This is a genomic window from Pseudomonas sp. L7 (assembly GCF_046605565.1).
GTDB classification, from domain to species: domain Bacteria; phylum Pseudomonadota; class Gammaproteobacteria; order Pseudomonadales; family Pseudomonadaceae; genus Aquipseudomonas; species Aquipseudomonas wayambapalatensis.
Genome location: NZ_CP176784.1, coordinates 502,501 through 515,964, shown reverse-complemented (window position 1 = coordinate 515,964; position 13,464 = coordinate 502,501). Strand labels below are relative to the sequence as shown.

The following is a 13,464-nucleotide window of genomic DNA, read 5'->3' as shown; positions in this document are numbered from 1 at the left end:
GGCGGAGCAGGAAGCGGGCTGTACCAGCCCCGCTCCCCTTCGCGTCACGTGTTATTCGGTTTCCAGATCGATATCGATACCGAGCGAACGGATCTCTTTGATCAACACGTTGAAGGACTCGGGCATGCCCGGCTCCATACGGTGATCGCCATCCACGATGTTCTTGTACATCTTGGTACGGCCGTTCACGTCGTCCGACTTCACTGTGAGCATTTCTTGCAGGGTGTATGCCGCGCCGTATGCTTCCAGCGCCCACACTTCCATCTCCCCGAAACGCTGACCACCGAACTGCGCCTTACCACCCAGCGGCTGCTGGGTAACCAGGCTGTAGGAACCAGTGGAACGCGCGTGCATCTTGTCGTCCACCAAGTGGTTCAGCTTGAGCATGTACATGTAACCAACGGTCACAGGACGCTCGAACTTGTTGCCGGTACGGCCGTCGAACAGCACCATCTGGCCGCTCTCTGGCAGGTCGGCCAGCTTCAGCATGGCCTTGATCTCACGCTCCTTGGCACCGTCGAAGACAGGCGTCGCCATCGGCACACCTTTCTTGAGGTTGTTGGCCAGGGCGAAGATCTCTGCGTCGGAGAACTCGTCGAGGTTTTCCTGACGACCACCGATCTCGTTGTAGATCTCGGTCAGGAAGGTGCGCAGCTCGGCTGCCTTGCGCTGCTCTTCGAGCATGCGGTCGATCTTCTCGCCCAGACCTTTGGCCGCCAGGCCCAGGTGGGTTTCGAGAATCTGACCGACGTTCATACGCGAAGGTACGCCCAGCGGGTTCAGTACGACGTCGACCGGAGTACCGTTGGCGTCGTGCGGCATGTCTTCTACCGGCATGATCACCGAGACGACACCCTTGTTACCGTGACGACCGGCCATCTTGTCACCCGGCTGGATGCGACGGCGGATTGCCAGGTAGACCTTGACGATCTTCAGTACGCCTGGAGCCAGGTCATCGCCCTGCTGTAGCTTGCGCTTCTTGTCTTCGAACTTGTCGTCCAGCAGACGGCGACGATCGACGATGTACTGCTGAGCCTTTTCCAGCTGCTCGTTCAGTGCATCTTCGGCCATGCGCAGTTTGAACCACTGGCCGTGCTCCAGACCGTTCAGTACGTCGTCAGTGATCACGGTGCCTTTCTTCAGGCCCGCACCACCGTCGACCACCTGGCCGTTCAGAGCAGAACGCAGACGCTCGAAGGTCGCGCCTTCGACGATGCGGAACTCTTCGTTGAGGTCCTTGCGGATCTCGTCCAGCTGCATCTTCTCGATGGCCAGGGCGCGGCTGTCGCGCTCGACGCCATCACGGGTGAAGACCTGTACGTCGATGACGGTGCCCTTGGTGCCGGTCGGCACGCGCAGGGAGGTGTCTTTGACGTCGCTGGCCTTCTCACCGAAGATCGCACGCAGCAGTTTCTCTTCCGGCGTCAGCTGGGTCTCGCCTTTCGGAGTGACCTTGCCGACCAGGATGTCGCCGGCGCCGACTTCGGCACCTACGTAGACGATACCGGCTTCGTCCAGCTTGTTCAGCGCAGCCTCACCCACGTTCGGGATGTCCGCGGTGATTTCCTCTGGGCCAAGCTTGGTGTCACGGGCCACACAGGTCAGTTCCTGGATGTGGATCGTGGTGAAGCGATCTTCCTGGACCACACGCTCGGACAGGCAGATGGAGTCTTCGAAGTTGAAGCCGTTCCACGCCATGAACGCGATGCGCATGTTCTGGCCCAGCGCCAGTTCACCCATGTCGGTGGACGGGCCGTCCGCCATGATGTCGCCACGCGCGACCACATCACCCTTGCTCACCAGCGGACGCTGGTTGATGCAGGTGTTCTGGTTCGAACGGGTGTACTTGGTCAGGTTGTAGATATCCACACCTGCTTCACCGGTCTCGACTTCGTCGTCGGCCACACGCACGACGATACGGCTGGCGTCGACCGAGTCGATCACACCACCGCGGCGAGCCACGACGCAGACGCCGGAGTCACGGGCGACGTTGCGCTCCATGCCAGTACCTACCAGCGGCTTGTCGGCACGCAGGGTCGGTACAGCCTGACGCTGCATGTTCGAACCCATCAACGCACGGTTGGCGTCGTCGTGCTCGAGGAACGGAATCAGAGAGGCAGCAACGGAAACAACCTGCTTCGGCGAAACGTCCATCAGGGTGACGTCTTCTGGCGCCTTGACGGTGAATTCGTTCAGGTGACGGACCGCTACCAGCTCGTCGATCAGGTGCTTCTGCTCGTTCATCGCAGCCGAAGCCTGGGCGATGACGTGATCAGCTTCTTCGATCGCCGACAGGAACACGATGTCGTCGGTGACCACACCCTCTTTCACCACACGGTACGGGCTTTCCAGGAAGCCGTACTGGTTGGTGCGGGCGTAGGCCGCCAGGGAGTTGATCAGACCGATGTTCGGACCTTCCGGCGTCTCGATCGGGCACACGCGGCCGTAGTGGGTCGGGTGTACGTCACGAACTTCGAAGCCTGCGCGCTCACGGGTCAGACCGCCCGGGCCGAGTGCAGAGACACGACGCTTGTGGGTGATCTCGGAGAGCGGGTTGTTCTGGTCCATGAACTGCGAGAGCTGGCTGGAGCCGAAGAACTCTTTCACCGCCGCCGCAACCGGCTTGGCGTTGATCAGGTCCTGCGGCATCAGGCCTTCGCTTTCAGCCATCGACAGACGCTCTTTGACCGCACGCTCGACGCGCACCAGGCCAACGCGGAACTGGTTCTCGGCCATCTCGCCGACGCAACGCACACGACGGTTACCCAGGTGGTCGATGTCGTCGACGATGCCCTTGCCGTTACGGATGTCGACCAGGGTCTTCAGTACATCGACGATGTCTTCCTTGCTCAGCACGCCCGAACCTTCGATCTCGGTACGACCGATACGACGGTTGAACTTCATGCGGCCGACTGCGGACAGGTCGTAACGCTCGGCGCTGAAGAACAGGTTGTTGAACAGGGTCTCGGCGGCGTCCTTGGTTGGCGGCTCGCCTGGGCGCATCATGCGATAGATTTCGACCAACGCTTCCAGCTGGTTGCTGGTGGTATCGATCTTCAGCGTATCGGCGATGAACGGACCGCAGTCGATATCGTTGGTGTACAGGGTCTCGATGCGAACGACCTGGGCCTTGGCGATCTTGACCAGCAGATCGGTGGTCAGCTCGGTGTTGCACTCGGCCAGGATTTCACCAGTTGCCGGGTGCACGATGGCCTTGGCAGTGGTACGGCCAATCATGTACTCGAGCGGAACGTCCAGCTGCTTGACGCCAGCTTTCTCGATCTGGTTGATGTGGCGCGCAGTGATACGGCGGCCTTGCTCGACGATGACCTTGCCGGTGTCGTCGGTGATGTCCATGACCGCAACTTCACCGCGCAGGCGCTGGGCAACCAGCTCCAGGCTCAGCTTCTCACCGGAAACGTGGAACACGTTGGTGGTGTAGAAGGTGTCCAGGATCTCTTCGGTGCTGTAGCCCAGGGCGCGCAGCAGTACGGAGGCCGGCAGCTTGCGGCGACGGTCGATACGGACGAACACGCAGTCCTTCGGATCGAACTCGAAGTCGAGCCAGGAGCCGCGGTAAGGAATGATGCGAGCGGAGTACAGCAGCTTGCCGGAGCTGTGAGTCTTGCCACGGTCGTGGTCGAAGAACACACCAGGCGAACGGTGCAGCTGGGAAACGATCACACGCTCGGTACCGTTGATAACGAAGGTACCGTTCTCAGTCATCAGGGGGATTTCACCCATGTAGACTTCTTGCTCTTTGATGTCCTTGATCGCTTTGTTCGACGATTCCTTGTCGAAGATGATCAGGCGCACCTTGACCCGCAGTGGGACCGCGAAGGTCACGCCACGCAGGACACATTCCTTCACATCGAAGGCAGGCTCGCCCAGGCGATAGCCTACGTACTCCAGGGCAGCATTGCCGGAGTAGCTGATGATCGGGAATACCGATTTGAAGGCCGCATGCAGACCGACGTCGCGGAACTGATCCTTGGATGCTCCCGCCTGCAGGAATTCGCGATACGAATCCAGCTGGATGGCCAGGAGGTACGGCACATCCATGACGTCCGGCAACTTGCTAAAGTCCTTGCGGATACGTTTTTTCTCAGTGTATGAGTAAGCCATCAGCGTTCCCCAGCTTGGTCACCTGCTTGTTTGGCTTCTCCCGGCGGGAGCAGCCAGAAAATCGTGCAAACCCCTTGGTTTGCGCCACCCACATGGGTGTCTTGCAGCTCGTTATCGGGGCCGACCTGATCGGCCACCAATAACGGAAAAAGGCCGGTGGCACAGGCCACCAGCCATCAGCCCTACGCTTGACGCTCAGGCTGCAGTCGCAAAGTCGAAATTACTTCAGCTCGACTTTAGCGCCAGCTTCTTCCAGCTTCTTCTTAGCGTCTTCAGCGGCTTCTTTCGAAACGCCTTCAGCTACAACCTGAGGAGCGCCATCGACTTTCTCTTTGGCTTCTTTCAGGCCCAGACCGGTCAGTTCGCGAACGGCTTTGATGACGTTCACTTTCTTGTCGCCGGCTTCAACCAGGACAACGTTGAACTCGGTCTGCTCTTCAACAACGGCAGCGGCAGCAGCTGGGCCAGCGGCAACAGCGGCAGCAGCGGTAACGCCGAAGGTTTCTTCCATTGCTTTGATCAGTTCAACAATTTCCAGAACGGTTTTCTGGCCGATTGCTTCGATGATTTGCTCGTTAGTCAGAGACATGACTATGAATTCCTGTATTGGGGGACAGCCTTACACGGCCATCAAATTAAACGTTTGATTTCGAGAGAAGCTACGCCGCCTTAGGCAGCAGCGGCTTCTTTCTGGTCGCGCAGAGCTGCCAGGGTACGAGCCAGCTTGCTGGTTGCACCTTGGATTACGCTCATCAGCTGTGCGATAGCCTCGTCGCGAGTTGGCAGGGTTGCCAGCACGTCGATCTGGTTAGCGGCAAGGAACTTGCCGTCGAACGCAGCTGCCTTGATCTCGAACTTGTCCTGACCCTTGGCGAATTCCTTGAACAGACGGGCAGCAGCGCCCGGGTGTTCGTTGGAGAACGCAATCAGGGTAGGGCCGGTGAAGGCGTCGTTGAGGACACTGAAATCAGTGTCAGCAACAGCGCGCTTGAGCAGGGTGTTACGTACGACACGTACGTATACGCCAGCTTCACGAGCCTCTTTACGGAGTCCGGTCATTGCGCCTACAGTCACACCACGGGCATCGGCCACGACAGCGGACAGAGCGACTTTGGCAGCCTCGTTGACTTCAGCGACGATGGCCTTCTTGTCTTCGAGTTTAATTGCCACGGGTTTACTCCTGGTTTCTACCGTTTCATCTGGCCGAGGCCGGATGTCGTTTTGGTGTCTGATTCGCGAGCGAATCGGGAGCACCATCTGCGTAGGCTTGTGTTTTAAGACTTGCGTCGCCTACGGTCTTGGATAGCCCCCGCCAGGCAGGGACCCCAATCTTGTTGCAGCCGGCGCGCTCGAAAGACCGCGCCGACTTTGCATTACACGTTCAGCGAGCTCTGATCGATGATCAGACCTGGGCCCATGGTGGTGCTCAGGGTAACGCGCTTGACGTAGATACCTTTCGAAGAAGCTGGCTTGATACGCTTCAGATCAGCGATCAGGGCTTCAACGTTTTCCTTCAGCTTGCCAGCTTCAAAGCCGATCTTGCCAACGGAGGTGTGGATGATACCGTTCTTGTCGGTACGGTAGCGAACCTGACCAGCCTTGGCGTTCTTGACGGCAGTGGCTACGTCCGGGGTCACGGTACCGACTTTCGGGTTAGGCATCAGGCCGCGAGGACCCAGAACCTGACCCAGCTGACCGACAACGCGCATGGCATCAGGGGATGCGATGACGACGTCATAGTTCAGGTCGCCGCCTTTCATTTCGGCAGCCAGATCGTCCATACCTACGCGGTCAGCGCCGGCAGCCAGAGCGGCCTCGGCAGCTGGGCCCTGGGTGAAGACGGCAACGCGTACGGTCTTGCCAGTGCCGTGCGGCAGCACAGTAGCGCTACGAACGACCTGGTCGGATTTACGCGGGTCAACACCGAGGTTTACGGCGATGTCGTACGACTCGACGAATTTGGCAGCCGGCAGCGAAGCCAGCAGGGTAGCGGCCTCTTCGAAGTTGTAGGCCTTGCCTGCTTCGATTTTCTCGGCGATTGCCTTTTGACGCTTAGTCAGCTTAGCCATTACACACCCTCCACGTTCAGGCCCATGCTGCGGGCAGAGCCAGCGATGGTGCGTACAGCTGCATCCAGGTCAGCGGCGGTCAGATCAGCCTGCTTTGCCTTGGCGATATCTTCCAGCTGAGCGCGGGTGACGGTACCGACCTTGACGGTGTTCGGACGAGCCGAACCGCTGGTCAGGCCAGCAGCTTTCTTCAGCAGAACCGAGGCAGGGGTGCTCTTGGTTTCGAAGGTGAAGCTACGGTCACTGTAGACAGTGATGATCACAGGAGTCGGCAGGCCGGCTTCTTGACCCTGAGTACGGGCGTTGAAGGCCTTGCAGAATTCCATGATGTTCACACCGTGTTGACCCAGTGCTGGACCAACGGGTGGGCTTGGGTTGGCCTGGCCGGCCTTTACTTGCAGCTTGATATAAGCCTGAATCTTCTTAGCCATGAGCTACTCCAAAATCGGGTTCGAACGCCTGGTGGCTCCCCGGATGACTTGCGTTTTATCCCAGTGACGACAAAACCCCGCAGCACATAGGGCTGCGGGGTATGGGATGCATCGTTCAGTTAGACCTTCTCGACCTGACTGAACTCGAGCTCTACCGGAGTAGAGCGACCGAAAATGAGCACTGCAACCTGCAGACGGCTCTTCTCGTAGTTAACTTCTTCGACGCTACCGTTGAAATCAGCGAATGGACCGTCAATGACGCGAACCACTTCGCCCGGCTCGAACAGCGTCTTCGGCTTGGGCTTGTCACTGCCATCGGCAACGCGACGCAGGATAGCCTCAGCCTCTTTATCGGTGATCGGCGCGGGCTTGTCCGCGGTACCACCAATGAAACCCATGACGCGAGGGGTGTCCTTGACCAAGTGCCAAGTCCCTTCGTTCATTTCCATCTGCACCAGGACGTAGCCCGGGAAGAATTTACGCTCACTCTTGCGCTTCTGGCCGTTGCGCATTTCGACGACTTCTTCGGTCGGGACGAGAATCTCGCCAAACCCGTCTTCCATGCCTGCCAGCTTTACGCGCTCGATGAGGGAGCGCATTACATGCTTCTCGTAACCCGAGTAAGCATGCACAACATACCAACGCTTAGCCACGAGACACCCTTAGCCAACAATCAAGGAAACCAACCAACCGAGCAGGGAATCGAGACCCCACAACAGCAGCGCCATAACGAGCACCACAGCCACAACGATCAAAGTGGTCTGAGTAGTCTCCTGGCGGGTTGGCCATACGACTTTACGAATTTCGGTACGAGCTTCCTTCGCCAGCGCAAAGAACGACTTACCCTTCGCAGTCTGCAGAGCAACAAAGCCTGCGACAGCTGCCAGGGCGAGCAGCGCGAGAACGCGGTACAGGATAGGAGCAGCGGAGTAATACTGATTACCCACGACACCTACGACAACCAATGCAACTACAGCCAGCCACTTGAACAGATCAAAACGCGATTCTTGGGCTTCAGTTTTGGGAGTCATCGGGGAGGATCCTGTAAGAAGAAAGCCAATCACACCGAGGTGAATGGCAGGTCAGGAGGGAATCGAACCCCCAACCTACGGTTTTGGAGACCGTCGCTCTGCCAATTGAGCTACTGACCTGTAACGCTGTATCAGGCCGGCCATTATGCCGGCCTGATTTAGATAAATCAACTACTTATTCAATAATCTTCGCTACGACGCCGGCGCCGACGGTACGACCGCCTTCACGGATGGCGAAGCGCAGACCGTCTTCCATTGCGATGGTCTTGATCAGGGTGACAGTCATCTGAATGTTGTCACCTGGCATTACCATCTCAACGCCTTCCGGCAGTTCGCAGTTACCGGTCACGTCAGTGGTACGGAAGTAGAACTGAGGACGGTAGCCTTTGAAGAACGGAGTGTGACGACCGCCTTCTTCCTTCGACAGAACGTAGACTTCTGCGGTGAACTTGGTGTGCGGCTTGACCGAACCTGGCTTGACCAGAACCTGGCCACGCTCAACGTCGTCACGCTTGGTACCACGCAGCAGAACGCCGCAGTTCTCGCCAGCACGACCTTCGTCCAGCAGCTTGCGGAACATCTCAACGCCGGTGCAGGTGGTGGTGGTGGTGTCACGCAGACCAACGATTTCCAGCGGATCCTGAACGCGGACGATACCACGCTCGATACGGCCGGTCACAACGGTACCACGACCCGAGATCGAGAATACGTCTTCGATCGGCATCAGGAACGGCTGGTCGACCGCACGAACTGGCTCAGGGATGTAGGCATCCAGAGTCTCTACCAGCTTCTTGACAGCGGTAGTGCCCATTTCGTTGTCGTCTTTGCCTTCCAGCGCCATACGAGCCGAACCGATGATGATCGGGGTGTCGTCGCCTGGGAAGTCGTAGGTGGACAGCAGGTCGCGAACTTCCATCTCGACCAGTTCCAGCAGCTCAGCGTCGTCTACCAGGTCAGCCTTGTTCAGGAAGACCACGATGTACGGAACGCCTACCTGACGGGACAGCAGGATGTGCTCACGGGTTTGTGGCATCGGACCATCGGCGGCCGAGCAAACCAGGATCGCGCCGTCCATCTGGGCAGCACCGGTGATCATGTTCTTCACGTAGTCAGCGTGACCTGGGCAGTCAACGTGAGCGTAGTGACGAATGTTCGAGTTGTACTCGACGTGAGCGGTGTTGATGGTGATACCGCGCGCTTTTTCTTCCGGAGCCGAGTCGATCTTGTCGAACTCAACGACTGCCGAACCGAAAACTTCGGAGCAGACGCGAGTCAGAGCTGCGGTCAGAGTGGTCTTACCGTGGTCAACGTGGCCGATAGTGCCGACGTTAACGTGGGGAAGGGAACGATCAAACTTTTCCTTAGCCATCGATACAGTCCTCCGCAGAAGAAATAGTTACTACCCTGATAAAACAAAGGCAGATATTTTCATATCTGCCTTGTTTATATGGAGCTCTTGAGCGGACTTGAACCGCTGACCTCACCCTTACCAAGGGTGTGCTCTACCAACTGAGCTACAAGAGCAAAACTCTTTGTGCCAAAACAGCAAACTTGGAGCGGGTAGCGGGAATCGAACCCGCATCATCAGCTTGGAAGGCTGAGGTTCTACCACTAAACTATACCCGCGGAGCTTGCGGCTCTCGCTAAAACTGGTGGAGGGAGAAGGATTCGAACCTTCGAAGCTCTCGCAACGGATTTACAGTCCGTCCCCTTTGGCCGCTCGGGAATCCCTCCAGATGTGGCGGGCATTCTATTTACCTGCCGGCCTGTAGTCAAGCATTTTTTCAATTAAATCTGAAAGTTAGCTGCTTTGACTACGCTTCCGGTACCACCACCTGAGCGGTGTTCCCTGCGAAGCGGGCGCCATTCTATCAAGCTATTCGCCAGTTGCAATACCCTGGCAGAAAATAATTTTATGTTTTAAGTCTTTGAAATCACTGGAAAGACTGGCGAGGACCGCCTCATCCAGCAAACGCTCGCTGTCAGGGCTTACCTTGAGCCAGAAGCCGTCCGCGCCAGCCAACTGCCCCTGCACCGGCTGAGCGGCGATATCGAGGCTCAGCAACCGTTGACGCAACGCTACCAGCTCATCCTGCCCGGCAAATCCCCCCACCACCAGGCACTCATCTCTGCGCCTGGCGGGAGCTGCCGCCCCCGCCTCCCGAAGCAGACGGATCTCCTGCTGACTTCCCTTGTAGAGGGAAAGGGGTGCAACCTCCTTGACCCGTACCGGCGCCTCCTGCTGGCGCCACACGTAATAGACGGCATTTAGCACTACCAACAGCAGAAACAACCAACGCATAGGCACCTCAACTCAAGGGGCAGGCCATCGCCAGGCCAACAAAGACCAGGTCCGGTACAACCCGCGCACCAGGTGCAGACACCTGGACCAGGGGCGCATCACCTCCCGTGAGGAAGACGCTGAACTCACTACCCCAGAGGGCGCGCGCCTGATCGATCTGCGTGCGGGCGAAACCCTGCAGCATCAGGACGCATCCGCGCTCGACCGCCTCGACCGTAGAGCGCCCAGGCTCAAGGCTGCTCAACGCACGCTCGGCCGAGGCATCGTCATAACGAATACGGCGGGTGTGCGTCCGCAGCTGGCTACGCATCAACGGCATCCCCGGACAGATGTATCCACCCAGATGCTGACCATCGGCCGCTACGAAATCCGCCTTGGCGGCTGTGCCGAAATCCATCACCAGGCAAGCCCCTTTGGCCAGGTGGAATGCACCGAGGGCGGCAAGCCAGCGGTCCATGCCCAGGCGCTCATGATCTTCATAGCCATTGCGCACACCCGCCATTTCGACAACAGGACGCGCAACCCGCACTTCGACCGCGAAGGCTTGCCTGATCGCCTCGCACAGCGCATCGGTTTCTTCCTCGCTGCGCACACTGACCATTCGTGCGCCCGCCAGGCGTGCCGCAGCCAGCCCACTGACGGCAGCCAACAGCGCCTGATCCGAATCAACGATGCCGCCCCCCACGATGGTGGCATCTGCAGCATGAATCACACGCCACTTGATAAAGCTGTTACCGCAATCGAGCTCAAGAATCATCGCGCAACCTCAACCCGAGCTCTCCACCACTGAAGCTCTTCTCCACACCCTCGACATCCATGCGCAGACCGCCCTGCCCGTCCACACCCAGCACAATGCCATCGACCGTCTGATTGCCGGCGATCAGCGAGACCTTGCGCCCCTGCCACAGATGCGCCTGCTCCCATTCTTCCTGGAAAGCAGCGAAGCCATAGCGACGATGGCGCGAAAGCTCATGCTGCAATTGCTGGTTCAACTGCGCAACCAGACGATTGCGATCGATGAGCTCGCCAGTCTCCCGACGCATCGACGTCCACTGCTGGTCGACCTGATCATTGCTCTGCATGTTCACATTGATGCCGATACCCAGCACAACGTGACAGACATCCGCGGGGTCGCCAACCAGCTCCAGGAGAATGCCGACAATCTTCTTGTTACCAACAAGAACGTCATTCGGCCACTTCAGCCCCGCACCTTTTACACCGAGGGCATGCAGCGTACGCATCACCGCCAGACCAACGACCAGACTCAGCCCCTCGAGCTGGCGCATGCCCCCCTCCACCCGAAGCACCAGGCTGTAATAGAGATTTTCGGCGAATGGGCTGACCCAGTGTCGGCCACGCCGACCACGGCCAGCACTCTGGCGCTCGGCAAGCACCAGGAAGGGCGCTGCCTGGCCCTGCCCGATCAGACGCAGGGCCTCAGCATTGGTCGAATCTATCGAGTCATGAACAAGAACAGGCCACTGCTCACCCTGAGTGAATGCAGCAATCGCCGAAGCCTCGAGCAGGCTCAATGGCGTAGCAAGCTGGTATCCGCGACCACGCACCTTGTGAATGGTGAGGTTCAGCTCGCTTTCCAGGTGCTGCAGCTGCTTCCACACGGCGCTGCGGCTCACCCCCATGGCTTCCCCCAGGGCCTGACCAGAATGAAACCGGCCATCCTTGAGGAGATTCAACAACTTCAGCATGCCAGTCTCGACTTGGAATAAGGCTGGCATGATAGCCACGGGCTGCTGGATTGCATAGGAAAAGGGCGGGGATATCCCTGCGAGAACGGGTGCGCAGACCGAACCATACCCCTGTAGAGGCAGGCTTGTCCTGTGGCGTGCGCGGTGTCGGCGTGCAGGAGCGCTCTGGTCCGGTCTGGCTTCAGAACACCAGAAAGACAAAACCCCTACCTGCTCGCGCAGATAGGGGTTTTGCGAAATGAATCTTGACGATGACCTACTCTCACATGGGGAAACCCCACACTACCATCGGCGATGCATCGTTTCACTGCTGAGTTCGGGATGGGATCAGGTGGTTCCAATGCTCTATGGTCGTCAAGAAATTCGGTTGCCAGTGCGTCTTTGCAGACACGCCAGCCAATTCGGATATGTGATCTTTGTGAGTCGCTTCGAACTTTCGGTTCGTTTCGTCTTCACCACCGCAATCTGCACAGCAAATTGCTTGGGTGTTATATGGTCAAGCCTCACGGGCAATTAGTATTGGTTAGCTCAACGCCTCACAGCGCTTACACACCCAACCTATCAACGTCGTAGTCTTCGACGGCCCTTCAGGGGATTCAAGATCCCAGTGAGATCTCATCTTGAGGCAAGTTTCCCGCTTAGATGCTTTCAGCGGTTATCTCTTCCGAACATAGCTACCCGGCAATGCCACTGGCGTGACAACCGGAACACCAGAGGTTCGTCCACTCCGGTCCTCTCGTACTAGGAGCAGCCCCTCTCAAATCTCAAACGTCCACGGCAGATAGGGACCGAACTGTCTCACGACGTTCTAAACCCAGCTCGCGTACCACTTTAAATGGCGAACAGCCATACCCTTGGGACCGGCTTCAGCCCCAGGATGTGATGAGCCGACATCGAGGTGCCAAACACCGCCGTCGATATGAACTCTTGGGCGGTATCAGCCTGTTATCCCCGGAGTACCTTTTATCCGTTGAGCGATGGCCCTTCCATACAGAACCACCGGATCACTAAGACCTACTTTCGTACCTGCTCGACGTGTGTGTCTCGCAGTCAAGCGCGCTTTTGCCTTTATACTCTACGACCGATTTCCGACCGGTCTGAGCGCACCTTCGTACTCCTCCGTTACTCTTTGGGAGGAGACCGCCCCAGTCAAACTACCCACCATACACTGTCCTCGATCCGGATCACGGACCTGAGTTAGAACCTCAAGGTTGCCAGGGTGGTATTTCAAGGATGGCTCCATGAGAACTGGCGTCCCCACTTCAAAGCCTCCCACCTATCCTACACAAGCAAGCTCAAAGTCCAGTGCAAAGCTATAGTAAAGGTTCACGGGGTCTTTCCGTCTAGCCGCGGATACACTGCATCTTCACAGCGATTTCAATTTCACTGAGTCTCGGGTGGAGACAGCGCCGCCATCGTTACGCCATTCGTGCAGGTCGGAACTTACCCGACAAGGAATTTCGCTACCTTAGGACCGTTATAGTTACGGCCGCCGTTTACCGGGGCTTCGATCAAGAGCTTCGCTTGCGCTAACCCCATCAATTAACCTTCCGGCACCGGGCAGGCGTCACACCCTATACGTCCACTTTCGTGTTTGCAGAGTGCTGTGTTTTTAATAAACAGTCGCAGCGGCCTGGTATCTTCGACCGGCATGAGCTTACGGAGCAAGTCCTTCACCCTCGCCGGCGCACCTTCTCCCGAAGTTACGGTGCCATTTTGCCTAGTTCCTTCACCCGAGTTCTCTCAAGCGCCTTGGTATTCTCTACCTAACCACCTGTGTCGGTTTGGGGTACGGTTCCC

General features: G+C 57.9%; 11 protein-coding genes, 4 tRNA genes and 2 rRNA genes (1 of these 17 only partly in view). All 17 read right to left on the bottom strand.

Features of this window, described 5'->3' with window-relative positions:
* Nucleotides 1–51: 51 nt before the first annotated feature.
* On the bottom strand, nucleotides 52–4,125 hold the full coding sequence (gene rpoB / locus ACK3BK_RS02415) for a DNA-directed RNA polymerase subunit beta (protein WP_186670242.1): 4,074 nt from the start codon (nucleotides 4,123–4,125) through the stop codon (nucleotides 52–54).
* 220 nt (nucleotides 4,126–4,345) lie between these two features.
* On the bottom strand, nucleotides 4,346–4,714 hold the full coding sequence (rplL, locus tag ACK3BK_RS02410) for a 50S ribosomal protein L7/L12 (protein ID WP_054893558.1): 369 nt from the start codon (nucleotides 4,712–4,714) through the stop codon (nucleotides 4,346–4,348).
* An 80-nt stretch (nucleotides 4,715–4,794) separates the two neighbouring features.
* Nucleotides 4,795–5,295, bottom strand: a complete 501-nt coding sequence (gene rplJ / locus ACK3BK_RS02405) for a 50S ribosomal protein L10 (protein ID WP_411383673.1) — start codon at nucleotides 5,293–5,295, stop codon at nucleotides 4,795–4,797.
* A 203-nt stretch (nucleotides 5,296–5,498) separates the two neighbouring features.
* On the bottom strand, nucleotides 5,499–6,194 hold the full coding sequence (gene rplA, locus ACK3BK_RS02400) for a 50S ribosomal protein L1 (RefSeq protein WP_028692260.1): 696 nt from the start codon (nucleotides 6,192–6,194) through the stop codon (nucleotides 5,499–5,501).
* A complete protein-coding gene (gene rplK / locus ACK3BK_RS02395) occupies nucleotides 6,194–6,625 on the bottom strand; it encodes a 50S ribosomal protein L11 (protein ID WP_003255500.1) in 432 nt (143 codons plus the stop codon). The genes rplA and rplK overlap by 1 nt, the downstream gene beginning before the upstream one ends.
* A 119-nt stretch (nucleotides 6,626–6,744) precedes the next feature.
* Nucleotides 6,745–7,278, bottom strand: coding sequence for a transcription termination/antitermination protein NusG (nusG, locus tag ACK3BK_RS02390; RefSeq protein WP_003255501.1), 534 nt, complete (start codon nucleotides 7,276–7,278; stop codon nucleotides 6,745–6,747).
* A gap of 9 nt (nucleotides 7,279–7,287) precedes the next feature.
* On the bottom strand, nucleotides 7,288–7,656 hold the full coding sequence (secE, locus tag ACK3BK_RS02385) for a preprotein translocase subunit SecE (protein WP_186670240.1): 369 nt from the start codon (nucleotides 7,654–7,656) through the stop codon (nucleotides 7,288–7,290).
* Nucleotides 7,657–7,700: 44 nt separating this feature from the next.
* Nucleotides 7,701–7,776 (bottom strand) — tRNA-Trp (locus tag ACK3BK_RS02380).
* Nucleotides 7,777–7,831: 55 nt separating this feature from the next.
* Nucleotides 7,832–9,025, bottom strand: coding sequence for an elongation factor Tu (tuf, locus tag ACK3BK_RS02375; protein ID WP_013970626.1), 1,194 nt, complete (start codon nucleotides 9,023–9,025; stop codon nucleotides 7,832–7,834).
* Nucleotides 9,026–9,104: 79 nt separating this feature from the next.
* Nucleotides 9,105–9,180: transfer RNA gene (locus tag ACK3BK_RS02370), tRNA-Thr, on the bottom strand.
* A 28-nt stretch (nucleotides 9,181–9,208) separates the two neighbouring features.
* Nucleotides 9,209–9,282: transfer RNA gene (locus ACK3BK_RS02365), tRNA-Gly, on the bottom strand.
* A gap of 24 nt (nucleotides 9,283–9,306) precedes the next feature.
* Nucleotides 9,307–9,390 (bottom strand) — tRNA-Tyr (locus tag ACK3BK_RS02360).
* A 142-nt stretch (nucleotides 9,391–9,532) separates the two neighbouring features.
* Complete coding sequence (locus ACK3BK_RS02355) at nucleotides 9,533–9,958, bottom strand: hypothetical protein (RefSeq protein ID WP_411383672.1); 426 nt, start codon at nucleotides 9,956–9,958, stop codon at nucleotides 9,533–9,535.
* Between the two features lie 7 nt (nucleotides 9,959–9,965).
* Nucleotides 9,966–10,715 carry a pantothenate kinase gene (locus ACK3BK_RS02350; RefSeq protein ID WP_186670236.1) on the bottom strand — a complete coding sequence of 250 codons (750 nt, stop codon included), beginning with the start codon at nucleotides 10,713–10,715 and terminating at the stop codon, nucleotides 9,966–9,968.
* On the bottom strand, nucleotides 10,705–11,664 hold the full coding sequence (gene birA, locus ACK3BK_RS02345) for a bifunctional biotin--[acetyl-CoA-carboxylase] ligase/biotin operon repressor BirA (RefSeq protein WP_411384436.1): 960 nt from the start codon (nucleotides 11,662–11,664) through the stop codon (nucleotides 10,705–10,707). Before birA ends, ACK3BK_RS02350 begins: the two co-directional genes overlap by 11 nt.
* Before the next feature lie 243 nt (nucleotides 11,665–11,907).
* Nucleotides 11,908–12,023: ribosomal RNA gene (rrf, locus tag ACK3BK_RS02340) — 5S ribosomal RNA — on the bottom strand.
* A gap of 133 nt (nucleotides 12,024–12,156) precedes the next feature.
* Nucleotides 12,157–13,464 (bottom strand): 23S ribosomal RNA (locus ACK3BK_RS02335); it runs 1,585 nt beyond the window's last position.